At 61.6% G+C, this 21,669-nt stretch carries 24 protein-coding genes; 10 read left to right on the top strand and 14 right to left on the bottom strand.

Annotated elements, in window-relative coordinates:
• Positions 1-68 precede the first annotated feature (68 nt).
• Positions 69-980, top strand: coding sequence for a 4-(cytidine 5'-diphospho)-2-C-methyl-D-erythritol kinase (locus tag U5G49_RS02810; RefSeq protein ID WP_193445770.1), 912 nt, complete (start codon positions 69-71; stop codon positions 978-980).
• Positions 980-1,531, top strand: a complete 552-nt coding sequence (moaB, locus tag U5G49_RS02805; protein ID WP_193445796.1) for a molybdenum cofactor biosynthesis protein B — start codon at positions 980-982, stop codon at positions 1,529-1,531. Before U5G49_RS02810 ends, moaB begins: the two co-directional genes overlap by 1 nt.
• Positions 1,532-1,565: 34 nt before the next feature.
• Here moaB and U5G49_RS02800 read toward each other — a convergent pair whose 3' ends face one another.
• Together U5G49_RS02800 and U5G49_RS02795 are read right to left on the bottom strand one after the other, a co-directional pair.
• Positions 1,566-1,880, bottom strand: a complete 315-nt coding sequence (locus tag U5G49_RS02800) for a hypothetical protein (RefSeq protein ID WP_026231129.1) — start codon at positions 1,878-1,880, stop codon at positions 1,566-1,568.
• Between the two features lie 181 nt (positions 1,881-2,061).
• Positions 2,062-2,580: a glycosyltransferase family 2 protein gene (locus tag U5G49_RS02795; protein WP_018245012.1), complete on the bottom strand. Its 519-nt coding sequence runs from the start codon at positions 2,578-2,580 to the stop codon at positions 2,062-2,064.
• A 139-nt stretch (positions 2,581-2,719) separates the two neighbouring features.
• Between U5G49_RS02795 and U5G49_RS02790 the strand changes: the two genes are divergently transcribed.
• Positions 2,720-3,877, top strand: a complete 1,158-nt coding sequence (locus U5G49_RS02790) for a PA0069 family radical SAM protein (protein ID WP_193445769.1) — start codon at positions 2,720-2,722, stop codon at positions 3,875-3,877.
• 277 nt (positions 3,878-4,154) lie between these two features.
• A complete protein-coding gene (locus tag U5G49_RS02785) occupies positions 4,155-4,844 on the top strand; it encodes a ribonuclease HII (RefSeq protein ID WP_193445768.1) in 690 nt (229 codons plus the stop codon).
• Between the two features lie 92 nt (positions 4,845-4,936).
• On the opposite strand, the gene U5G49_RS02780 is transcribed toward U5G49_RS02785, so the two are convergent.
• The 8 genes from U5G49_RS02780 to U5G49_RS02745 form a co-directional block, all read right to left on the bottom strand.
• Entirely contained in the window at positions 4,937-5,428 is a 492-nt protein-coding gene (locus U5G49_RS02780) for a F0F1 ATP synthase subunit B (RefSeq protein WP_018245009.1), read from the bottom strand.
• A gap of 3 nt (positions 5,429-5,431) precedes the next feature.
• Positions 5,432-6,055 carry a F0F1 ATP synthase subunit B gene (locus U5G49_RS02775; protein WP_193445767.1) on the bottom strand — a complete coding sequence of 208 codons (624 nt, stop codon included), beginning with the start codon at positions 6,053-6,055 and terminating at the stop codon, positions 5,432-5,434.
• 77 nt (positions 6,056-6,132) lie between these two features.
• Positions 6,133-6,360 carry a F0F1 ATP synthase subunit C gene (locus U5G49_RS02770; protein WP_003545854.1) on the bottom strand — a complete coding sequence of 76 codons (228 nt, stop codon included), beginning with the start codon at positions 6,358-6,360 and terminating at the stop codon, positions 6,133-6,135.
• 67 nt (positions 6,361-6,427) lie between these two features.
• Complete coding sequence (locus tag U5G49_RS02765) at positions 6,428-7,180, bottom strand: F0F1 ATP synthase subunit A (RefSeq protein ID WP_018245007.1); 753 nt, start codon at positions 7,178-7,180, stop codon at positions 6,428-6,430.
• A gap of 62 nt (positions 7,181-7,242) precedes the next feature.
• Positions 7,243-7,581 (bottom strand): AtpZ/AtpI family protein, encoded by a 339-nt coding sequence (locus U5G49_RS02760; protein WP_012756239.1) that lies wholly within the window; start codon positions 7,579-7,581, stop codon positions 7,243-7,245.
• A 271-nt stretch (positions 7,582-7,852) separates the two neighbouring features.
• Positions 7,853-9,064, bottom strand: a complete 1,212-nt coding sequence (locus U5G49_RS02755) for a cell wall hydrolase (protein WP_018245006.1) — start codon at positions 9,062-9,064, stop codon at positions 7,853-7,855.
• Between the two features lie 153 nt (positions 9,065-9,217).
• Entirely contained in the window at positions 9,218-11,116 is a 1,899-nt protein-coding gene (locus U5G49_RS02750) for a potassium transporter Kup (RefSeq protein WP_193445766.1), read from the bottom strand.
• An 18-nt stretch (positions 11,117-11,134) separates the two neighbouring features.
• Positions 11,135-12,112 (bottom strand): magnesium transporter CorA family protein, encoded by a 978-nt coding sequence (locus tag U5G49_RS02745; protein WP_018449361.1) that lies wholly within the window; start codon positions 12,110-12,112, stop codon positions 11,135-11,137.
• 39 nt (positions 12,113-12,151) lie between these two features.
• Between U5G49_RS02745 and U5G49_RS02740 the strand changes: the two genes are divergently transcribed.
• Complete coding sequence (locus U5G49_RS02740; protein ID WP_018245003.1) at positions 12,152-12,388, top strand: hypothetical protein; 237 nt, start codon at positions 12,152-12,154, stop codon at positions 12,386-12,388.
• 61 nt (positions 12,389-12,449) lie between these two features.
• Here the strand turns inward: U5G49_RS02740 and U5G49_RS02735 are convergent, their stop codons facing one another.
• The 3 genes from U5G49_RS02735 to U5G49_RS02725 all read right to left on the bottom strand — a co-directional run bounded on the left by U5G49_RS02735 (position 12,450) and on the right by U5G49_RS02725 (position 16,032).
• Complete coding sequence (locus U5G49_RS02735; protein WP_028734918.1) at positions 12,450-13,610, bottom strand: Mrp/NBP35 family ATP-binding protein; 1,161 nt, start codon at positions 13,608-13,610, stop codon at positions 12,450-12,452.
• A gap of 636 nt (positions 13,611-14,246) precedes the next feature.
• Positions 14,247-14,981: a LuxR family transcriptional regulator gene (locus U5G49_RS02730; RefSeq protein WP_193445765.1), complete on the bottom strand. Its 735-nt coding sequence runs from the start codon at positions 14,979-14,981 to the stop codon at positions 14,247-14,249.
• Positions 14,982-15,234: 253 nt separating this feature from the next.
• Complete coding sequence (locus U5G49_RS02725; RefSeq protein WP_193445764.1) at positions 15,235-16,032, bottom strand: IclR family transcriptional regulator; 798 nt, start codon at positions 16,030-16,032, stop codon at positions 15,235-15,237.
• A 111-nt stretch (positions 16,033-16,143) separates the two neighbouring features.
• On the opposite strand from U5G49_RS02725, the gene U5G49_RS02720 reads away from it, so the two are divergent.
• The 5 genes from U5G49_RS02720 to U5G49_RS02700 all read left to right on the top strand — a co-directional run bounded on the left by U5G49_RS02720 (position 16,144) and on the right by U5G49_RS02700 (position 20,203).
• Entirely contained in the window at positions 16,144-16,908 is a 765-nt protein-coding gene (locus U5G49_RS02720; RefSeq protein WP_065277920.1) for an SDR family NAD(P)-dependent oxidoreductase, read from the top strand.
• Positions 16,908-17,825 carry a 2-dehydro-3-deoxygalactonokinase gene (locus U5G49_RS02715; protein WP_193445763.1) on the top strand — a complete coding sequence of 306 codons (918 nt, stop codon included), beginning with the start codon at positions 16,908-16,910 and terminating at the stop codon, positions 17,823-17,825. The genes U5G49_RS02720 and U5G49_RS02715 overlap by 1 nt, the downstream gene beginning before the upstream one ends.
• A 13-nt stretch (positions 17,826-17,838) precedes the next feature.
• On the top strand, positions 17,839-18,480 hold the full coding sequence (locus U5G49_RS02710; RefSeq protein WP_047621959.1) for a 2-dehydro-3-deoxy-6-phosphogalactonate aldolase: 642 nt from the start codon (positions 17,839-17,841) through the stop codon (positions 18,478-18,480).
• Complete coding sequence (locus U5G49_RS02705; protein ID WP_018244996.1) at positions 18,477-19,364, top strand: SMP-30/gluconolactonase/LRE family protein; 888 nt, start codon at positions 18,477-18,479, stop codon at positions 19,362-19,364. The genes U5G49_RS02710 and U5G49_RS02705 overlap by 4 nt, the downstream gene beginning before the upstream one ends.
• Before the next feature lie 233 nt (positions 19,365-19,597).
• Positions 19,598-20,203 (top strand): PRC-barrel domain-containing protein, encoded by a 606-nt coding sequence (locus tag U5G49_RS02700; RefSeq protein WP_018244995.1) that lies wholly within the window; start codon positions 19,598-19,600, stop codon positions 20,201-20,203.
• A 53-nt stretch (positions 20,204-20,256) separates the two neighbouring features.
• Here the strand turns inward: U5G49_RS02700 and U5G49_RS02695 are convergent, their stop codons facing one another.
• The gene (locus tag U5G49_RS02695; RefSeq protein ID WP_018244994.1) at positions 20,257-21,621 is read right to left on the bottom strand and encodes a putative bifunctional diguanylate cyclase/phosphodiesterase; all 1,365 of its coding nucleotides are present in this window, start codon (positions 21,619-21,621) and stop codon (positions 20,257-20,259) included.
• Positions 21,622-21,669: the final 48 nt, after the last annotated feature.

The following is a 21,669-nucleotide window of genomic DNA, read 5'->3' as shown; positions in this document are numbered from 1 at the left end:
GGGCGGGACGTTTGCCTGAAGAGGGCCCTGAAGAGGGCTTGGCCGCTTCGAGATCAAAGAAGTAGAGCATGATGTCGTCCGAAAACCGCTCAGACTTTTCGGCATCATGCTCCAGCATCTCCGAGGAAGCTCGCGCCAAAATCAACCTGGCCCTGCATGTGACGGGCCAGCGGCCGGATGGCTATCATCTGCTCGATATGCTGGTGACCTTCGCAGATCATGGCGACCGGCTGGACTTCATGCCGTCGCCGACCGACGAATTTACCCTGTCTGGCCGTTTCGGCGAAACACTTGCCGGCGACGGCGGCACCAACCTGGTGCTGAAGGCGCGCGATCTCCTGCGCGAGGCGATCGGTCCCCTCGCCTTTCCCGTCCGTATCCAGCTCGAAAAGAATCTACCGGTTGCCTCCGGCATCGGCGGCGGCTCGGCCGATGCGGCCGCGACGCTGCGTGGGCTGATGCGGCTCTGGGGCACGAGCTTGCCCGAGGAGGCGCTCGCAGCTCTCGCCCTGAAGCTCGGCGCCGACGTGCCGATGTGCCTTGCGAGCCGGCCGCTGATTGCCCGCGGCATCGGCGAAAAGATCGAACCCGTGCCGGAGCTGCCCGTCCTTGCCATGGTGCTCGCCAATCCGCTGAAGGGCGTCTCCACGCCCGAGGTTTTCCGCCGGCTGGCAACCAAGAACAATCCGACTCTGCGCCTGGCTCCAAGTTTACGCGGGACTGCCGACTGGCTCGCGGCGATCGGTGCGGCCCGCAACGACCTGGAGCCGCCGGCGGGCGAGATGGTGCCCGAGATTGCGGTGATCTCGGCGATGCTGCAGGCTCACGGCGCGCTTTTGACCCGTATGTCCGGTTCCGGCGCCACCTGTTTCGGCATCTTTGCGACCATGGCTGCTGCCGAAGATGCGGCGGCAGCTCTTCACGACGAGCGGTCCGACTGGTATTTCCAGGCGACGGAAACGGTTTCGGGAGGTGCATGATGGCAGGTCTGGACGAAAAGCGGCCCTTCATCGCGGTCGGCATTGCGGTTCTGACGATCTCGGATACCCGCACGCCGGAGACAGACAAGTCAGGCGACACGCTGGCGGCGCGGATCACAGAGGCGGGCCATAGGTTGGTCGACCGGGGGATCGTGCCTGATGATCGCGCGGAGATTGCCGCGCGGGTGGAGGCCTGGACTGACAGAGAAGACATAGACGTGGTCATCACCACCGGCGGCACCGGCTTTACCGGCCGCGACGTGACACCCGAGGCGCTGGAGCCTTTGTTCGAAAAGCGGATGGACGGTTTTTCCGCCATCTTCCACCGGATCTCCTACGAGAAGATCGGCACGGCGACGATCCAGTCGCGCGCCACGGCAGGTGTTGCCAACTCCACCTTCATCTTCGTGCTGCCGGGCTCGCCCGGTGCCTGCCGGGATGCCTGGGACGGCATTCTGAAAGGACAGCTCGACTACCGCAGCGCGCCGTGCAATTTCGTCGAGATCATGCCGCGTCTGGACGAACACCTGAAACGCGGCGCGACGAAGTAGGGCATGGTTGCCCCTGGCGAACCAGGGGCATTCACTATGTGGCCAGGCCCGGCAAGACGGGCATGGTGTCCCAGCTATCACCCGACAGCAGAACGCAGCTTATGCCGTGAACATCCGTGACGATGAGGGTCCAGGTGCCGCTTTCGGCGGCATAGACCTCAAGAATGGCGTTCTCGTTGATCAGTCCGACTGCCGTGAGCTTTTCGGCGAAGTTTTTGTCCAGGAAATTGACGATTTCGGGTCGGCCTGCGCAACTGCGCATCATCTGCGATGCTGCCGAATGCGGATGCGCGATCACCAATGTCGGCAATATGACGGCTATGAGGCCGTAGATCATACTGCGTACCATGACGCACCTCCTTTCGCCGGAAACCCGGCAGAAGAGGAGATTTTCGCTGACCTGTTCTGCCGTTCACCGGCATTCCATGGCCATTCCGTTGCGAAGCGCGGCGCTTCGACGGCGCCATGTTGAATTATAGCGCGAAATCCTATTGGGCGCCATCTTTTGCTCATGGAGAGGGTTGCGGCACCTACCGCGCAGCGCGGGCGACCCAGGACGGAATCAGTTCGCTTGCGAGTTTGCGCGGCTTCTGGCCCTTGACGAATTCGGTAAGCCGCATCCCGCTTTTGGCGATGGCGAGCGCCTGCTTCTTCGGCAGGAGAAAGCCGAGTTCCAGCGGCGGCACGGCACGGCCGACACGCTGAAAGAACGGGCGCCTGTAACCACGCGATGCGGTGAAGCGCGCCGGCAGCTTGTTCAGCGCGACATATTCGGCGATCTCATCGATCCAGCCCGCCTGGGGTCTCGCGCCCGGCTCGACGAAGAGCAGCCATTCGCCGCGGGCGGAGCGGACGATGTCCTTGATATCCCACTGCGAATGGAAGCGGCAGCCGGCGGCGTCGGCCACCCGCGAGGTGCCGTCGCGCGAGCCGTGATCGAGCACGACCACATCGCTCACCAGCCCCTCCACCGCGCCTGCCACCAATACCGATAAGGTCTGCGCCAGCTCAGATTCCTGATCCTGACATTCGAGAACAACCGTCAACATTGACCATTTATAATGCGCCGCACAAATTTTTGCCAGCACCGTTTTCCTCATTTTGTTCTTGCATTGTTCTCGTTTTGCAGATAGGAATTTAATCAGCAGAACGGGCGGAGGCGATCGCTTTCCGCCACGGGAGAATCCGATGAGAGAGCAGTCCCTGGCAGGGCAGGCCGCATTCGCGCCTGCCAATACGGCAGATATTGCCGATGCGATGATCGTTTCCTCCGGTCTGAGAGTCGAGGTCGATCGGCGGCGTGGACGTGGGGCGGGGCTGAACCCGACAGGTCGGTTCGAGGCGCTGCAGCGGGAGACCGTCGACGATGGCTGGCAGACGTGGGAAGAGCTGCCGCCCTACAAGACAGAAGTGCAGGTCGAGAAGCCGCGCACGGCAATCACCCGCAACGAATCGCCGGACATTCCCTTCGACCGCTCGATCAATCCCTATCGCGGCTGCGAGCACGGATGCATCTATTGTTTCGCCCGGCCGACACACGCCTATATGGGGCTTTCTGCAGGGCTCGATTTCGAGACGAAACTCTTTGCCAAGCCCGATGCGGCAAAACTCCTGGAGCGGGAACTCGCCAAGCCCGGCTACAAGGTACGGGTGATCGCGATCGGCACCAATACCGATCCCTATCAGCCGATCGAGAAGGAATGGCGCATCATGCGCGGTATTCTCGAGGTGTTGAACAAGGCGAACCATCCGGTATCGATCGTCACCAAGTCGGCGATGATCTTGCGTGATCTCGATATTCTGCAGGAGATGGCAGCTAAGAACCTGCTGCGCGTCGGCATCTCGGTGACCACGCTGGATCGCAAGCTTGCCCGGACGATGGAGCCGCGTGCCGCCACGCCGCCGCGGCGGCTGGAGACGATCCGCACCCTTGCCGAAGCAGGCGTGCAGACGGCTGTCATGGCCGCCCCGCTCATCCCGGCGCTGAACGACCACGAACTTGAGCGCATCCTCGAATCGGCAAAGGCTGCCGGCGCCGCCGAGGCGAGCTATGTCATCCTCAGGCTGCCGCTCGAGGTCAGCCCGCTGTTTCGCGACTGGCTGCTGCAGCATTACCCCGATCGTTACCGGCATGTGATGTCGCTGGTGCGCTCGATGCGCGGCGGCAAGGATTATGATGCCGAATTCGGCAAGCGCATGAAGGGCGCCGGCCCCTATGCCTGGCAGATCGCCCGGCGTTTTGAAATGGCAGCCCGACGTTTCGGCCTGACACGCCGCAGCGTGCCGCTGCGCGACGATCTGTTCGTGCCGCCCGATGGCAGCGGCGTGCAACTGTCGCTGCTCTAACCTTTTGTTTTACGGCAATTCCGGACCGAAAACCGCGCCGCACTTTTCCTGGAATTGCCTCTAACCTTTTACGCAATTCCGGACGGAAAACCGCGCGGCACTTTTCCTGGAATTGCTTCTAGCTTGCGCATCGGCTCTCGAGAAAACCGCCTGTTTTCGAGCCCGAGCGCAATTCCCGCGGATGGCCCTGACCGCCACCATCCGCCGGAGCGTCCCCGGCCGCCGCCCTGATCCGGGGACTTGCGGGCAATCGGGTTGGCGTGCGAGGTTCAGCCGCATGAAACCTCGCACGTCACCCGATTCTCCCCTGCTTTTCGACACGGTTCCGCTCGTGCCGGATTTCCGGCTGGAACTCAAAGCCCGCAAGGCCGGCCACTGGCCGGTTGCCGGTGCCGACGAGGCAGGCCGCGGGCCGCTGGCGGGACCGGTCGTTGCTGCTGCGGTCATCCTTGATCCGCGGCGCATCCCTGAGGGTCTGAACGATTCCAAGCAGCTTTCGGCGCAACGGCGCGAGGAACTGTTCGTGCAGATTCTCGCGACGGCGACCGTCTCCATCGCCTCCTCAAGCTCGACGCGCATCGACGAGACGGATATCCGCAAGGCAAGCCTCGACGCCATGCGCCGGGCCATCTGCAGCCTCGCCGTTCCGGCAAGCTACGTGCTGACCGACGGGCTCGATGTGCCGCCCGGCCTTGATTGCCCCGGGCAGGCCGTGGTCAAGGGTGATGCCCGCTCGGTCTCGATCGCCGCCGCCTCGATCGTCGCCAAGGTGACGCGCGACCGGATGATGGCACGAGCGCATAATGTATTTCCGGATTACGGTTTTGCCGCGCATGTTGGCTATGGCACGGCGCAGCACCGCGCCGGCATCGAGAGGCACGGCCCCTGTTCCCTGCACCGGATGAGCTTCAGGCCGTTGCGAAAGGTCGAGGACGGTCCTGAGACGGACGAGCTGCTTTCCGAATAGGCCAATCAAAAAAAGCCAAGCAGAAGAAAAAACCGCTCAAACGAAAAGGCCGGGACATGCCCGGCCTTTCCTCTCAATCTTTTTCGAAGCGCTCAGTTGAGCCGCGTCTTGACCTGGCCGACGGCATTGCCGAAGAGCTCGGACTGGACCTTGGCATCGGCCTGCTTGGCAAGCACGGTTTCTGCGGCAGCGATCGCCAGATCGACAGCAGCGGAACGTACCGCCTTCATCGCTTCGGCCTCGGCCTGCTTGATCTTCTGCTCGGAGAGCGCCGTGCGATTGGTGACGAATTCTTCCGTCTTCTTCTTCGCTTCAGCAGTCAGCATTTGGGCTTCGCGCTCCGCGGCGGCAACGATATGGGCCGCCTCGGCTTCCGCTTCCTTGCGCTTGCGCTGGTATTCGGCGAGCAGGTGCTGGGCCTCTTCGCGCAGACGCTTGGCTTCGGCCAATTCGTTGCGGATCTGGTCGGCGCGGTCGTCGAGCGACCGTGCCATCATGCCCGGAACCTTCAGGTAAACGACCAGCGCCAGGAAGAGGACGAGGCCGACAAAGGCGAAGAAAGTCGCGTCAAAGGCAAATTCCATCGATCAAGCCTCCTTCTTGGCAGCCGCGACGGCGGCAGCGACATCGGCCTTGGCAACGGTGCCGCCGATCAACTGATCGACAACGGCAGCCGCCGTTTCCTCGGCAATGGTGCCGACGTCGGCGAAGGCCTTGGCCTTGATCTCGCCGATGCGGAGCTCGGCAGCCTTGATCTTTTCCGACAGGCTCGTCTCGACAGCGCGACGATCCTCTTCGGCCTTGGCCTTGGCGGCGTCGCGGGCGGCGGCGCCGATCGCGTTGGATTTGGCGCGGGCAGCGGCCAGTTCACCTTCATAGGTCCGGACGGCGGCGTCGGCTTCCGCCTTCAGGCGGGCTGCCTCTTCCAGATCCTGGGAAATACGCGTGTGACGCTGATCAAGGATGGCCCCGATGCGCGGCGCGATGACCTTTTGCATGAGCAAATAGAAGACGCCGAACGTGATCACCAGCCAGAGCAGCTGGGACGCGAAGGTCGTCGAATCGAAAGGCGGGAAAGGGCCGCGGGCGTGTTCGCCTTCGGCAACACCAGTCTCGGTATGGACCTCGCCTGCGGCCGGAGCGGCGTGCGCATCCGTACCCGTCGCTGCGGCCGGTGCTTCCTCAGCGTAAGCCGGGGTCACAAAAAACATGCTCACCTCCAGGTGGACTGCAAATGCAAAGGATCACGGCTTGCGGTCGCAGGCCGTGATCCATCTATTCGCCGATATCAGACGGCGAAGAGGAGGAGGAGAGCGACGAGCAGCGAGAAGATGCCCAGAGCTTCCGTAACGGCGAAGCCGAATACCAGACGGCCGAACTGGCTGTCAGCGGCAGACGGATTGCGCAGAGCGCCGGAGAGGTAGCTGCCGAAAATATTGCCGAGGCCGAGAGCCGTACCGGCCATACCAAAGCAAGCCAGGCCTGCACCGATGTACTTTGCTGCTTCCGCTTCCATGTTGAACTCCTTTGAAATGGTTGTTGCGGCGAATGACTGACGCCCTTTGACGTCGATGTCGTTATCCTTAGTGCCCGCCCGGATGGATTGCGTCGTTGAGGTACATGCAAGTCAGCACCGCAAAGACGTAAGCCTGAAGGAAGGCGACGAGGAACTCGAGACCGGTCAGGGCGACGGTCATGATGAGGGGAAGAACGGCGCCGCCGACACCGACAGCACCAAGGGCTCCGAGCGAGGCGACGAAGCCTGCGAACACCTTCAGCGTGATGTGACCGGCGAGCATGTTCGCAAAAAGACGAACAGAGAGTGAAATCGGACGGGACAGGAAGGAGATGATCTCGATCGTGACGACCAGCGGCAGCAGAACGCCCGGCACGCCCGAGGGCACGAAGACATTCAGGAAGTGGAAGCCGTGCTTATAGAAACCGTAGACGAGAACCGTACCGATAACCAAGAGCGCCAGCGCGAAGGTGACGATGATCTGGCTGGTGACCGTGAAGAAATACGGGAACATACCGAGCAGGTTCGCCGTCAGAACGAAGGTGAAGAGCGAAAAGACCAGCGGGAAGAACTTCATTCCCTGCTTGCCCGCGCCTTCCTTCAGCATGTTGGCGATGAATTCATAGGACATTTCCGCGACCGACTGCGAACGGCCCGGCACGATGGCGCGGTTCGAGGTCGCGAAATAGAGGAAGCCTACGGCAACGGCAGCCGAAGCGGCCATGAAGAGCGATGCATTGGTGAACGAAAAATCAATTCCGCCGATTTCGATCGGCACAATCTTCTGGATCAGGAACTGATGAGTCGGATCGTTAGACACCGCTTGTTCTCTCTCTTTGGCCCGCAGGACGCGGGGTCATTGCACTGGACCGGAACCGGTCCTTATTTCTTGTCGTCCTTGTCGTCCAGGGGATGGGCCACCACCCCCGCAGAACGCAGCACGTTCAGAACGCCGGCACAAAATCCGAGAAGCAGAAGAACAATCAAACCCCAAGGCGCCGTGCCAACAAAACGGTCGAGGAGATAGCCAAGGAGAGCACCGACGACGATTGCGGAAATGAACTCGCTGGAAAGCTTCATCGCCTGGGCATAACCTTTGCGGCTTACCTCGGCGCGGGCTTCCCTAGCCTCGTCTTCTCCCGTCTCTACGCCCTTGGTCGCGAGTTTCGCTCCCAATTGCGCACGGCGCTTTTCAAGACTTTCCTCGCGGTCGTCCGCCATGGATCTCTCCTCGTCTGCCCGTCGCCCGCACTCCCGCTACCCCGGTCATTCGGACCCCGGACACGAAGGTTGAGACCCTTCCGGCCCGTTCTGAAGTCGCGCGCAACATAGTTTTAGGGATTAGCATAGTCAAGGCGTAGACAGCTTCTGTCCAGCGAGAAAATAATTCTATCAAATCAAAGAGATAAATCGACTCCGGATCGATCGCGCAAATTCGACGGAAAGAATCCGCTTTTCCGGGCCGGAAATCTGCTTGCCCAAGCGATTTATCTCAACTCCAGCCGCCGCCATAGGTGCGATAGAAGACGTGAAGACCGATGCGACCGACCTTTTCCATGGTCTTTGCCCATTTCGGTCTGACATAGACGGCATGATAGTGCGTCGCCGAGCCCACCTGCGGCAGCCAGATCTTGCCTGATGTCACCGCCATCGCCACATCGCGGGCGACTCGCCAATGATATTCCGAGTTCACCCTGTCCTTGATGCTGTCGCAGGCGAAGGAAAACTGGCAGCGATTGCGCCAATCCTCGTTCTGGTAAACGACGCCGCAGATGGTCTTGGGATAGGAGGGATTGCGGACACGATTGAGGATGACCTGGGCGACGGCCGCCTGGCCCTTCACCGATTCTCCCCGTGCCTCGAAATAGATGCCGGAGGCGAGGCACTGCTGTTCGCGGGCGGAGAAGACGCTCGGCGCCAGCACGCTTGCGGCCCACGCATGATCGCGCGGGCCGATCTCCGGAACGAAGCGGCCGCTATCCGGCTCGGCCAGGATGGAATCGAATGGCGATTGGCGGGCATAGTCAGGTGTTGCCGGCGCATAGGCTGTGGCCAGCACGTCGGCCTTGTTGCTGGTGACGAGGCTTGCAAGCATTGCCGGCACGCCATTATCGGTCACAACAGGCTGCGTCTTATAGAAAGATGTGGCGATCTGGATTTCCTTGCCCTGGATCTTCGGCTTGACGAAGGCCGACCTGTCCTTGAGATCGAAGCTCGGGGTGAAGAGCATCTTGGTGCGCTCGAGGATCGAGCCGGCGGAAAAGTCCTTCGGTGGCTGCATCTTCTCGACGGCGACGACGCGGCCCTTCTTGGTGCTGCGATTGACCCGATCCTCGTCCGGCGTGTCCTCGTGGCCCTTGTCCTTGGTGGTAAAAGCGACCTTGCGGCCATCGGGCAGCACCATGCCGGCACCGGCGGAGATCGAACCCGTCACCATCGGCTCGGCGAAGGCGAGTTCGGCCTGGTGGATGGAGCCGGCCGGCGAATTGGTCAGCACCATGCGCCAGTTCTCCCCCTCATGATCGAGGCCGGCGAGCATGGCGGCCAGATCGGCATGAGATGCGACGCTCGGGAAAATCAGCCAGCCGGCAAGACCGAAGATTACGGGCGACACCCAATTCTCGGGAATGAGACGCAGCTTGCTACGGGAAGGGCTCTTTCGACGCAACACGGACTCCGGGCATGGAACGCGGGAACATTCCATTGAAAATCTCGCATTAACCTTGACGTCCGGTTAACAGGCCGTGCCGGAATGTGCCTATGGGCAGCTCAGCACAACCCGAAGGGATGCGTGCTGTCGCAATACCCGCGACTTCTCCCCGCCGACACGGGGAGAAAGGCCGGCGGCGAAGCGCAATCAAATAATAACGTGCGAGCCCAGTTCCACCACGCGGTTGGCCGGCAGACGGAAGTAGTCCGAGGGATTGGCAGCGGCGTTGGCGAGGGCGATGTAGAGCCGGTCCTGCCAATAGGGCATGCCCGACTTGGCGTCCGGCACCAGTTTGCGGCGGCCGAGATAGAAGGAGGTCGACATGATGTCGAACTTCAGCCCCGTCTTGCGCAATGTCGCCAAGGCCTGCGAGACGTTCTGCGATTCCATGAAGCCGAACAGCAGCTCGACGCGGGAGAAACGCTCGGAAATCTGCTCGACCTTGTAGCGGTCGTGGGTTGGCACGCGCGGCTTGTTGATCGTGCGGATCGTCAAGATGACGTTGCGATCGTGGAGAACGTGGTTGTGCTTGAGATTGTGCAGCAAGGCGGCGGGGGCGGATTCCGGATCGCTGGTCAGGAAGATCGCCGTACCCGGGACCTGGGCCGGCGAATGTTCGCTCTTGCGCTCGATCGAGCTGACGAAGGAGGCGAGCGGAATATCGGTATGGCGGGTCTTTTCCATCAGGATCGCCGTACCGCGACGCCAGGTCCACATGACGACGGTAAAGGCGGTGGCGATCATGATCGGGATATAGCCGCCGTCGTGGATCTTCAAAAGGTTGGCGCCGAGGAAGATCATTTCGAGCACGACGAGCGGCGCAAGCGCGATCACCGCGACGGGAAGCGACCAGTTCCAGCGGGCGCGGACGAATTCGAAGGCCATGATCGAGGTGACGACCATGGCGCCGGTGACGGAGATGCCATAGGCGGTCGCCAGCGCGTCCGAAGTCTTGAAACTCAGCACCAGGAAGATGACGCCGATGAACAGCACGGCATTGACCGACGGCACGAAGATCTGCCCGGTATTGGTTTCCGAAGTGAAGAGGATTTCCATCCGCGGCAGGAAGCCGAGGTTGATGCCCTGGCGCACCATCGAGAAGGCGCCGGTGATGACAGCCTGGCTGGCGATGATCGTCGCGGCGGTCGCCAGGATAACGACCGGCAGCAGCGCCCATTTCGGATACATCAGATAGAAGGGATCGGACATCGTCATCGGATTGCCGAGAACGAGCGCCCCCTGCCCGAGATAGTTCAGCGTCAGCGCCGGGAAAACCAGCAGGAACCAGGCCCACTGGATCGGGCGGCGGCCGAAATGGCCGAGATCGGCATAGAGCGCCTCGGCACCCGTGACCGTCAGGAAGACGGCGCCGAGCACGACGACGCCGTAGAAGCCCTCATGCAGCAGGAAGCTAACGGCATAATAGGGATTGAAGGCGGCCAGGATGCCGTAATCGTCCGAGATATGGGAGATGCCGGCGGCAGCCATGACGAGGAACCAGACGGCGGTGATCGGGCCGAAGAACTTCGCGACGGCGCCGGTGCCGCGCGATTGCACGACGAAGAGCAGCGCCAGGATCACCACCGAGATCGGCACGATATATTCCGCGAGGCTGGGTGTGACGAGCTTCAGACCCTCGACGGCCGACAGCACTGAAAGCGCCGGCGTGATCATCGCATCGCCGAGGAAGAGGGCAGCACCCATCAGGCCGAGCAGCATCAGGATGGCGGTATGGCCGTTGGCGGTCTTCATCAGCAGGGCAAGCAGCGACAGCGTGCCGCCCTCACCGTCGTTGTCGGCGCGCAGCAGGAAGAGCACATATTTGATGGTGACGATGATCGTCAGCGCCCAGATCATCAGCGAGATCAGGCTGATGACTTCAAAACGGGTGACGCCGTCATGGGCCACCGGCTTCAACGCCTCGCGAAAGGCATAGAGCGGGCTGGTACCGATATCGCCGTAGACGACACCGACGGAACCCAGCCCGAGATAGAACAGCTTTCGCGGCGTCATGTGGCGTTCGTTCGGATGGCTCTCTTCGGACATGAAGTTGCAACAGGCTCCTTAGAGCCAGCCTTTCCAGCGGAAAAAGAAGAAGGGGATGACGGCGGATATCACCATCAGGGCCAGCGAGTAGGGATAACCCGCGACCCAGGTCAGCTCCGGCATGATCTGAAAGTTCATACCATAGATGGAGGCGACCAATGTCGGCGGCAAGAACACCACCGAGGCAATCGAGAAAATCTTGATGATCGAGTTCTGCTCGATGTTGATGAGGCCGAGCGAAGCGTCGAGCAGGAAGGTGATGTTGGCGGCGACGAAGGAAGCATGCTCCGACAGCGACTGAATATCGCGCGAGACGGTGCGGCAGAGCTCCTTCGCCTCGCGGTCCTGCTGGATCGCCGGGATCGTGTGAAAGAACGTCAGCAGGCGGGCAAGCGAACCGAGACTGTCGCGCACCTTGCTGATCATCCGGTGATGGCCGGCAATATCGCGCAGCTTCTCCTCGAGGTAGTTCGAGGGCTTGCGCACCTTCCTTGCCCGGTCGCCGAAGACATGCGTCGACAAGATGTCGAGGCGCGAGACAGAGATTTCGAGGATCTCGGCGGTGCGGTCGACGATCGTCTCCAAGAGCTTGGCGAGAAGGGCGGCACCACTGCGCCAGTTTTCCGGCAGCCGGTGGAGCGCGGCGATGAACAGCGCAAAGGATTTGGGATGAGCGTAGCGAATGGTGACCAGGCGGTTTCCGGCCAGGATGAAGGCGACATCGGTCAGAGTCGGTACGTCGGTGTCAGCCTTCCAGAGCAGCGAGGCGGTCATGAAGACGGCGTCGTTTTCGACATAGAGACGGGCAGAAGGCTCGATATCCTTGAGATCGTCGCGGGTCGGAACCTCGATGCCGAGAATTTTTTCGACATAGAGTTCCTCGTCGCGGGTCGGCTCGATCATGTCGATCCAGACGACATCCTCGGGAAAGGAGGCGGCATGCGACAGATCGCGGATCTCGACCGACTTGCAATTCGAACAGTAAGCGGTAATCACCGGTAGTCTCTCCGGCTGCATCCAACCTCAAAGGTCGGCATGCGCATTGTGCTCAACCGCATCGCAGTTCCCAATCCTTCGATCGACAAGACAACTCCGAACTTGCAGGCGGGCCGCCTCTTCGAAACGAAGACGACCGTCATTGAGCATCTGCAGCAAAACGCCATCATGGCGCCGCGGCATATGAAGCAAAGCCGTGAAATAATCAAGACATCTTCCGTGAAGCGCGGCTTTTCACCACGTTTCCCCCACAATTTGGGGTATCCGCCGCGGTGATTCGGCTCGCTAAAGCACCAACGTTATCCCGGAACCGCTGCACACTTCCGGGCGACACGCATTATTCGAAAACGATCGTCGGCGCCGGGCGCTGGGACTGGCCGGCGATCTGTTCCCAGACCTTGGCGGCGATGCCGCGATAGATGCCGGCGACGACGCCGTTCGGCTCGGAGGCGACCAGCGGCGTGCCGGCGTCGGAGGTTTCGCGAATGTTCATCGTCAGCGGCACTTCGCCGAGGAAGGGCACGCCGATGCGCTCGGCCTCCCTGCGGGCGCCGCCATGGCCGAAGATGTCGTAGCGGGTGCCGGTATCAGGAGCGATGAAATAGCTCATATTCTCGACGATGCCGAGCACCGGCACCTCGACCTTGCGGAACATGTTGAGGCCCTTGCGGGCATCGATCAGAGCGAGATCCTGCGGCGTCGAGACGATGACGGCGCCGGCAAGCGGCACCTGCTGGGCCATGGTCAATTGCGCGTCGCCGGTGCCGGGCGGCATGTCGACGACGAGGACATCAAGTTCGCCCCAGGCGACTTCGCGCAGCATCTGCAACAGCGCCGACTGGACCATCGGCCCGCGCCAGATCATCGCCGTCTCCTCATCGACAAGGAAGCCCATCGACATGACCTTGAGGCCATAATTCTCCATGGGATTGATGATGCGGCCGTCGATCTGCGTCGGGCGGCCGGATATCTTCAGCAGTCGCGGCATCGAGGGACCATAGATATCGGCATCGAGAATGCCGACGCGAAGACCGTTGGCGAGCAGCCCGAGCGCGAGATTGACGGCGGTGGTCGACTTGCCGACCCCACCCTTGCCCGAGGCGACGGCGATGATGGCGCCGATGCCAGGCACACCGATCTTGCCGGCGCGCGGCGGCTGTTGAGGGGCGTGGGCCCCGTGATCGTGGCCGGGATGACCGTGCGGCGGGTTCGGCGCAGGGCGGGCCGCCGGAGCAGCGGCGGCCGCCTTCTTGTCCGCGGTCAGTGTGACGAGGGCGCCCTTGACGCCCGGCATTTCCTTGATGACGCGCTCGGCGGCAAGCCGCATCGGCTCAAGCTCCTTGGCGCGGTCGGCCGGAACGGTGATCGAGAAATAGACCTTTCCGTCGGAGATGAAGACGTCGGAGACCATGCCGAGCTCGACGATATCGTGCTCGAGATCCGGTCCACGCACGGTCTTCAGCGTTTCGAGAACCTGTTCCTTGGTGACGTCGGTCATTCCACCCTCACTGCTTTTTCTTGCAGACTACAGCGCCGCGCGTCTTTCAAGACGCGCAAAGGACGCTGTAGCACTTTGAATTGCTGCATGATTTCAGCCTTGATCGAAATCGATCAAGGCTGAAATCATGCAGTAGAGATAGTGGAGACGGAAGCCTTCGCCAAACAAAATCATCGGGAAGAAAATCGATTTGACGGCGTGCCAAAAGAGCGGCGGGGAATTGGCAATCCGTTGCGGCCATCAAGTCCGCCGGGCTTTCGCCCTGATGGCCGCAACGGTCTCCCCGAGAACCGGCGCAATCCGGGGCGAACTAGAGCAAGCCGAGCAAAAGGCCAGTGAAAAGTGAACCGGGAAGAGGAAATCGCAAACAGCTGCGAAAGAAGCGGTGCCAAAACGCAACAACCGCCGCCGACACCGAAGGGCCGGGAGAAAGCGGCATCGGCGTCGGGCAGCGGTGTGTCGGCCGCGCCATTTCCTGGCGCTGGTCTCAAAGTCCCCTCTGGACCTCTCGCAAACGAGATGCAGAAAGCGTGCCAGATGGAAAATCAGCGCAAAAGCGCTTGGGACAGCCCTCCACCGGGAAGGACTTGCCTATGCGCTGGGCGGCTTCGAAAGCATTCGGTTGTTTTTTGCAACTTATTTGATCAAGCCAATGCGCAGCGCCTTGGCGACGGCCTGGGTGCGGTTGACCGTGTCGAGCTTCTTGGTGGCGCGGTTGAGGTAGTGATTGACCGTGTGCTCGGACAGGGTGAGGATTTCGGCGATTTCGGCACTGGTCTTGCCGGCCGCCGTCCAGTTGAGGCAATCGATTTCGCGGTCGGTCAGCGTGTCGGTGATGCGCGTATCGAGGTTGCGGATCTCGGCAAGCCTGTCGAACACATGGATGGCGATATAGCAGAGTTCGCGCATCTCGGCCGGGCTGAAGGGTTCGCGGTCGCCGGCGAAAGAGACGGCGCCGCGCAGTCCGGAGGGCTCGTGCGTCGGAAAATAGGCGCCGCGCATCATCTTGAAGCGATCAAACAGGGAGGCGACGAGGATGGACTTGCCGTCGTCCCGCGACCAGTTCTGTCTTGACATGTCGTAGAAGAAGGGCCGCGCAGATGTTCTGAGGCGTCTGAGGACCGGGCTGTTCACCATCAGGCCCTCCTGATCGTAGAGAGCCAGAAGCTCGGCCGGCCAGCTGGTGATGACAGTGCTGCCCTGAAGATCGAAGGAAGTGATCGGCGGCAGGTTGAGGACCATGAAGGCACGGCTGCGATAGGCTTCCGTCACCCGTTTCATGAAACGGAAAATATCGAACTGGGTCTTCAGACCCGCTATTTCCTTGATATAATCGTCTTCTTCCGTGGATGTTTGCGACAAGGGTGCCATCACATTTCTTCATCTTCGGCACAGCGGCCGGCAAACCGTTTGCGAAACCTGCCCGCTATGGGTGTTTCGATTGCATCGGGGAACGACGATCGCTGGTTGGAATCGGCTTCAGCGTTGAGCGTTCGGCCGGTGACTGGTTGTAGATTTCGCGGACCGTTCTAGTTGTGGTGATTCGTCGGCAAATCTCAATATCGCGCTCATCATAAGCATGCTCTGCGATTGCGTCCAGCAGCGGGCTGATTGCAATTTTCTCTCAACGGCGCGGACCGAGACGGACGCGCATGCCTTCCATGATCCTCGCAGCCGCCAGTTGAACCGGAACGGCCCATTGGTGCAGAAGTTCCATCGACAACCGATAGGCCGGGCCGGTAATCGAAATACCCCCCATAAAGGTCCGATCCTCCGACCAGACCGGTGCGGCGACGCAGCGGATGCCGGCCTCATGCTCCTCGCGGTCGAAAGCATAGCCCTGATCGGCAATCTCGCGGATTTCGGCAAGCAGCGTTTCGGCCGAGACATGGGTCGAGGCGGTAAAGCTGGTGAAGCTCAGGCCGGCGACGAGATCGACGAGGCTTTCGGCCGAAAGCCGCGAAAGGGCGGCCTTGCCGACGCCGGTGCAATAACAAGGCGAGGCATTGCCGATCTGCGAATACATGCGCACCGGCTGTCGGCCTTCGACTTTGTCGAGATAGATGATCGACTGGCCTCTCAGAACGCCGAGATGCACCGTCTCGCCGGTTGCCCGCTGCAGATCGGCAAGGTGCGGCTCGGCGATCATGCGGAATTCGTTGCGCGCCCAGCTGCGCGCGGCAAAATCGAGCAGGCGCAGGCCGGGCGCATAGCGGCCGTCGCCATCGAGCTCGAGCAGCCCTTCCTCGACCAGATGGCTCAGCTGGCGATGCAGCGTGCCGCGCGGCTGGCCGGCGAGAGCCAGAACATCCGTAAAACGCAGCGGCGCATCCGCGTGGGTGACGAGATCGAGCAGAACCATCAGTTTGCCGAGCGTCCCGGTCTCACGTGCCTGTGCTGCGCCGCCGCCGTTTGAATCCATTGCCTCATCCACCCTTGACAGAAAGGCCACTGTAATTCGATAATTCCATATAGTCAAATTAAGTTCCAAATAATGGAACAACGATACGGTCGGGAGGCGACGGTGACCATAATGCCAGCAGCACAATTTCCCGAGTTCAAAGACCGAGCCGTGCTCGTGACTGGCGGCGGATCGGGCATCGGTGCTGCGATCGTCGAAGGTTTCGCGCGCCAAGGCGCCAAGGTCTCGTTCATCGATATCGCCGAGGCGGCCGGCCGCGAACTCGCCGACAGGCTGTCGCGGGAGACGGCGCATCCGGTCTCCTTTCACCATGCCGACCTGCGCGACATCGAGGCGATCCGGCGCACGGTCGATAGCGTCATTGCCAGCTCAGGGCCGATCCGCGTGCTGGTCAACAATGCCGCCTGGGACGACCGCCATGAATTCGACGCGGTGACCGAGGCCTATTGGGACAACAACCAGGCGGTCAACCTCAAGCATGTGTTCTTCACCTCGCAGGCAGTCGTGCCGTCGATGCGGGTGGCCGGCGGCGGGGCGATCATCAATATGTCGTCGATTGCCTTCAAGCTGAACATGGGCGGCTTTCCCGCCTATGCGGCAGCCAAGGCGGCGGTCGTCGGGCTGACGAAGAGCCTGGCGGGCAGGCTCGGGCCGGAGAACATCCGGGTCAACTGCATTCTGCCCGGCATGGTCGTCACCGAGCGGCAGATGCAGCACTGGCTCACCGAGGAGAGCATTGCGCGCTCGGTCGAGGACCAGTGCCTGAAGGTCGCGCTCAAACCCGATGCGATCGTCGGTCCCTGCCTGTTTCTTGCATCCGACTGTGCGGCTGGAATGACCGCCCAGTCCCTGATTGTCGATGGAGGCGTTCTGTAATGGCAAATCCCGCTTATGTCGCGGTGGACTGGGGCACCAGCAGCTTCCGCTTGTGGCTGATGGGTAGGGACGGCACCGTCCTTGCCGAACGCCGCAGCGGCGAAGGCATGACGAGCGCGGCAAAGACCGGCTTTTCCGCGGTGCTTACCGGCCATCTCTCAGCCATCGAGGCGCCGGAAAACCTGCCGGTGATCATCTGCGGCATGGCCGGCGCACGGCAGGGCTGGGTCGAGGCCGGTTATATCGACGTGCCGGCGCCGCTTGCCTCGATCCTCACCGGGGCGGTCTCCGTACCGGGCGAAAGCCGCGACATCCGCATCCTGCCGGGCCTTGCCCAGCGGGACATGGCGACGCCCGACGTCATGCGCGGCGAAGAAACCCAGCTTCTCGGCGCGCTCGGCCGCGCAAGCTCCGGAGCGCAGGCGGTCTGCATGCCCGGCACGCATTCGAAATGGGTGCATGTGACGGACAGCAAGGTGACCGGCTTTTCGACCTTCATGACCGGCGAGCTGTTCGACGTCATCAGCAAACACACGATCCTTTCGCATGCCGTTGCCGGTGCGGCAGAGCAGCCGGCGGATGCGGCAGCCTTCGAGGCCGCCGTCTCGGCCGCTTTCGCGCGCCCGGCCCTTGCCTCCAACCTGCTGTTTACCGCCCGCTCCGGCCAGCTCCTGCACGGGATTTCTGCCGCAGCGGCGCAAGCCCGGCTATCCGGCACGCTGATCGGCCTCGAAATCGCCGGCGCGCTGCAAGATGCGGCAAACGGCACCGACATCACCCTCGTCGCCTCAGGGCGCCTGCAAGCGCTCTACGAACAGGCCTTCAACACCCTGTCCCTTGCCTTCACCGCCATCGACGCCGACGCCGCCGTGCGCCGCGGGCTTTCGGCTGCAGCCGAAGCCATCTGGCCGAATTGAGAAAGCTGACACGATGAACCGTATCCCCTTCCCCGACATGAAACGCCCGCTGATCGCCATCCTTCGCGGCATCCGGCCTGACGAGACCGAAAGCGTCGTCGGTGCACTGATCGAAAATGGCCTGACGGCGATCGAGATCCCGCTCAACTCGCCGGAACCGTTCAAATCCATCGAGATCGCCGCGAAGTTGGCACCGGCCGACGTGCTGATCGGCGCCGGCACGGTGCTGACCGTCGAGGCGGTCGACAGCCTGCATGCGGCCGGCGGCAAGCTGCTCGTCACGCCGAATGTCGAGCCCGAGGTGATCATCCGGGCGCGCGACTATGGCATGGTGACGATGCCGGGCGTCTTTACGCCGACCGAGGCGCTGGCAGCAGCGCGCGCCGGGGCCACCGGTCTCAAATTCTTTCCGGCCAGCGTGCTCGGCCCTTCCGGCATCACGGCGATCCGGGCAATCCTGCCGCCGGAGCTGATGATTGCCGCCGTCGGTGGTGTGTCGGATAAGAATTTCGGCGATTATACCAAGGCCGGCATCTTCGCCTTCGGCCTCGGCACCAGCATCTACAAGCCAGGAATGACCGCATCAGAGGTTGCCGAGCGCGCCAAGGCGACCATTTACGCCTATGATGCAGCCATTGGGAGCGTGAACGTATGACCGACATTTATGAGTTCGAGGGCAAGACACTTTGCAATACCAATTCCGTTCTCGGTGAAGGCCCGACCTATGATCCGGACAGCAATACCGTCTGGTGGTTCAACATCCTCGGCAAGGAACTGCACGAGCTCAATCTTTCGACGGGCGCGAAAAAGGTGCATCCGCTGCCTGTGATGGCGAGCGTGCTTGCCCGCATCGACGCCGGGCGGCAGCTGATCGCGACGGAAGAAGGGCTTTTCGTGCGCGACGTCGCAAGCGGCAACCTCACCTTCTACGCAGCACTCGAAAACGACAGGCCGGAAAACCGTTCGAACGATGGCCGCACCCATCCGTCCGGTGCACTCTGGATCGGCACGATGAGCAAGCGGGCGGAAAACCAGGCCGGCGCCATTTATCACGTCGCTAGCGGCAAGGTGACGAAGATCTTCAACGGCATCAGCATCCCGAATTCAATCTGCTTCTCGCCTGACGGCACGATCGGTTATTATACGGATTCCCGCATCAACCGGCTGATGCGCGTCATGGTCGATCCATTGACCGGCCTGCCTTCGGGCGAGCCGATCGTGCTTGTCGACAGCATGGACGACCCCGGCGACATTGACGGCTCGGTGGTCGATGCCGACGGCTATTTGTGGAATGCGCGCTGGGGTGCCGGCGTCGTCGACCGCTACAGTCCGGACGGCCTGCGCATCTCGCGCTACAAGGTTCCTGCCGTCCAACCCTCCTGCCCTGCCTTCATCGGCGTCAATGCCGACCGCCTGGCGGTAACGACCGCCTGGGAAGGGCTGGATGAGGATGCCCGTTCGGCGCAGCCCAGTGCCGGCGCGCTGTTGGAACTCGGCATCGAGGTCAAAGGCGTGTTCGATCCCGTCTACGTGATCTGATCACCGGGTGATCAGAGGCCATCAGAGGCGCTCCCGACCGGGGCGCCTTTTCTCGTTTTAGCGGCGGTTCTTCGATAAATGTTCCGTGATAATCGAGAAATTTTCCGTGTTTTCAACCGGAACCAATCGCTCCACCAGTCATTTTCCCTTCGAACCGGCGCGTCAACGAGACCTGAGAAACAGGTGTTGCCGCGCCAGCGAACACTCTAGGGAAAAACAAAGGTAGGTTCGAAATGACACGCAAACTTCTGACGACCGTTGCCGCTGGCGCACTGTTTGCCACGGCTTTCGTACCGGCGGCATTCTCGCAGACAGCCCCGCAGCCTGCGGATCCCGCTGCTCCGACCCAGGCGGCCCCCGCCGATCCGGCAGCACCGAAGCCGATGACGCCTGACGTCACCAAGCCTGCAGGCGATGCTGCACAGGCTCCGGCCGCAGCACCGACGGCAGACACGGCTCAGGCCGGCTATCTGACGGAACAGTCTCCGGACCAGGTCAGCGCCAACACCTATATCGGCCAGTCGGTCTATAACGGCAACAATGAAAGCATCGGCAGCGTCAACGACCTGATCCTGAAGAAGGACGGCGGGTTTGTTGCTGCAATCGTTGGTGTCGGCGGCTTCCTCGGCATCGGCGAAAAGAATGTCGCCGTGCCGATGGAAAAGATCACCGTCGCGCAGAACACCCAGGACGGCAGCGTCAAGCTGACGACCAGCGAAACGTCTGAATCGCTGAAGGCCGCACCTGAGTTCAAGACGCTGGCAATGCTAGCGGCCGAAAAGGCTCCGGCTGCGACCGGTACCGACACCACGGCAACCGGCTCGACCACGCCTAAGTAATCCGTGCGTGGTAGTATAGCGTAGGCGATGGCGCTTCCAGGGGCGCCATCGTTTTATGCGCTGACACGCTCCATCACGGTCGGATCATAATAATTCTCGTGCAGGAAGCGCAGCGTCGCGATACCGTCCGCCGGGCGGCCGAAATGATAGCCCTGGCCCATGCCGCAGCCGAGCGTGCGCAACTTCACCGCCTCGGCATAATCCTCGATACCTTCCGCCACAACTTCCAGCTCCAGGCCCTCGCACATGGTAAGGATCGCTTTGATGATGTGTTCGGAGGCGCGATCGGAATTGATGCGCGAGACGAAGGCACGGTCGATCTTGATCTTGTCGAAGATGAAGTCGCGCAGGCGCCCGAGGCTCGACTGACCGGTGCCGAAATCGTCGAGCGAGATGCGCACACCGGCGGCACGCAGATCAGCGATGATGCGATGAGCTGTATCGGCCGAACTCATCACCGCGGTCTCGGTGATCTCCAGCTCCAGGCGATGCGGATCGAAGCCGACGCGCCCAAGGATCGACAGGACGCTGCTGCTCGTGCCCGGATCCATCATTTGGGCCGAGGAAAGATTGAACGACAGAAAGAGTTCGCGCGGCCAGGAAAGTGCTGCTTCGGCAGCTTTACGCAGCAACGCCTCCGACAGCGCGTCGATGAAGCCGCGCTCTTCGGCGAGCGGCACGAAGACGCCGGGCGACACGAAGCCGAGATCGGGATCGTTCCAGCGGGCAAGCGCCTCGAAGCCGACGACCTGATTGTTGGACAGCGAGACGATCGGCTGGAAATGCACGTCGATCGCATCCGAGATGATGGCGTTTCTGAGCGCCTGCTCCAGCTGCGTGGCGCGCTTCATTTCCTGCGCGATCTCGCGCGAATAGACGGTGATCTGGCCGCGACCGCGGCGCTTGGAACGGTAAAGGGCGGTCTCGGCGCTCTTCAGCAGTTCCTCGCAATCCTCTCCGGCGAACGGATAGATGGAGAAGCCGAGGGAAGCGGAGAGACGGACGTTGCGGTCGCCGAGGTCATAAGGGGCCGATAGCACCTCGCGGATCATCTGGCCGAATTTCTCGGCGCTCGCCCGCTCGAAGATCAACGGCAGCACGAAGGCAAATTCGTCGCCGTCATGGCGGGTCACAAGCGCACCATCAGGAATACAGGCCCTGAGACGATGGGCGACCTGGCAGAGGATTTCATCGCCGGCTGTCGAGCCGAACAGATCGTTGATCGGCTTGAAACTGTCGAGGTTGACGATGCCGATGGTGAAGGGGGCCGGATCGCTGGCGCGCTCGGAAGAGATCTGCAGGACCTTCTCCCGCATGCGATTGCGGTTTCCCAATCCGGTCAGCGGATCGGTATAGGCCATCGCCTGAAGCTCATTCTGACCCACGGTCAAGAAAGCTATTTCCGCCGATTTCATCATGCAAACCCGAGCTTCCCCCGCAGCCATGCAAAAGAATGACCGGCATGT

Origin of the sequence: Rhizobium indigoferae (genome assembly GCF_034554815.1) — a bacterium.
Taxonomy (GTDB): Bacteria; Pseudomonadota; Alphaproteobacteria; order Rhizobiales; family Rhizobiaceae; genus Rhizobium; species Rhizobium leguminosarum.
This window is presented reverse-complemented; position numbering and strand designations above follow the sequence as displayed.

Excerpts from the sequence above, each read along its gene's own strand:
- U5G49_RS02800 (WP_026231129.1), bottom strand. The coding sequence starts at position 1,880 with ATGGTACGCAGTATGATCTACGGCCTCATAGCCGTCATATTGCCGACA.
- U5G49_RS02770 (WP_003545854.1), bottom strand. The coding sequence starts at position 6,360 with ATGGAAGCGGAAGCAGCAAAGTACATCGGTGCAGGCCTGGCTTGCTTT.
- U5G49_RS02750 (WP_193445766.1), bottom strand. The coding sequence starts at position 11,116 with ATGTCCGAAGAGAGCCATCCGAACGAACGCCACATGACGCCGCGAAAG.
- U5G49_RS02755 (WP_018245006.1), bottom strand. The coding sequence starts at position 9,064 with ATGGAATGTTCCCGCGTTCCATGCCCGGAGTCCGTGTTGCGTCGAAAG.
- moaB (WP_193445796.1), top strand. The coding sequence starts at position 980 with ATGGCAGGTCTGGACGAAAAGCGGCCCTTCATCGCGGTCGGCATTGCG.
- U5G49_RS02735 (WP_028734918.1), bottom strand. The coding sequence starts at position 13,610 with ATGACCGACGTCACCAAGGAACAGGTTCTCGAAACGCTGAAGACCGTG.
- U5G49_RS02795 (WP_018245012.1), bottom strand. The coding sequence starts at position 2,580 with ATGTTGACGGTTGTTCTCGAATGTCAGGATCAGGAATCTGAGCTGGCG.
- U5G49_RS02705 (WP_018244996.1), top strand. The coding sequence starts at position 18,477 with ATGACCGACATTTATGAGTTCGAGGGCAAGACACTTTGCAATACCAAT.
- U5G49_RS02700 (WP_018244995.1), top strand. The coding sequence starts at position 19,598 with ATGACACGCAAACTTCTGACGACCGTTGCCGCTGGCGCACTGTTTGCC.
- U5G49_RS02780 (WP_018245009.1), bottom strand. The coding sequence starts at position 5,428 with ATGGAATTTGCCTTTGACGCGACTTTCTTCGCCTTTGTCGGCCTCGTC.
- U5G49_RS02725 (WP_193445764.1), bottom strand. The coding sequence starts at position 16,032 with ATGGATTCAAACGGCGGCGGCGCAGCACAGGCACGTGAGACCGGGACG.
- U5G49_RS02785 (WP_193445768.1), top strand. The coding sequence starts at position 4,155 with ATGAAACCTCGCACGTCACCCGATTCTCCCCTGCTTTTCGACACGGTT.
- U5G49_RS02760 (WP_012756239.1), bottom strand. The coding sequence starts at position 7,581 with ATGGCGGACGACCGCGAGGAAAGTCTTGAAAAGCGCCGTGCGCAATTG.
- U5G49_RS02775 (WP_193445767.1), bottom strand. The coding sequence starts at position 6,055 with ATGTTTTTTGTGACCCCGGCTTACGCTGAGGAAGCACCGGCCGCAGCG.
- U5G49_RS02710 (WP_047621959.1), top strand. The coding sequence starts at position 17,839 with ATGAACCGTATCCCCTTCCCCGACATGAAACGCCCGCTGATCGCCATC.
- U5G49_RS02730 (WP_193445765.1), bottom strand. The coding sequence starts at position 14,981 with ATGGCACCCTTGTCGCAAACATCCACGGAAGAAGACGATTATATCAAG.
- U5G49_RS02740 (WP_018245003.1), top strand. The coding sequence starts at position 12,152 with ATGCGCATTGTGCTCAACCGCATCGCAGTTCCCAATCCTTCGATCGAC.
- U5G49_RS02715 (WP_193445763.1), top strand. The coding sequence starts at position 16,908 with ATGGCAAATCCCGCTTATGTCGCGGTGGACTGGGGCACCAGCAGCTTC.
- U5G49_RS02695 (WP_018244994.1), bottom strand. The coding sequence starts at position 21,621 with ATGATGAAATCGGCGGAAATAGCTTTCTTGACCGTGGGTCAGAATGAG.
- U5G49_RS02790 (WP_193445769.1), top strand. The coding sequence starts at position 2,720 with ATGAGAGAGCAGTCCCTGGCAGGGCAGGCCGCATTCGCGCCTGCCAAT.
- U5G49_RS02720 (WP_065277920.1), top strand. The coding sequence starts at position 16,144 with ATGCCAGCAGCACAATTTCCCGAGTTCAAAGACCGAGCCGTGCTCGTG.
- U5G49_RS02810 (WP_193445770.1), top strand. The coding sequence starts at position 69 with ATGATGTCGTCCGAAAACCGCTCAGACTTTTCGGCATCATGCTCCAGC.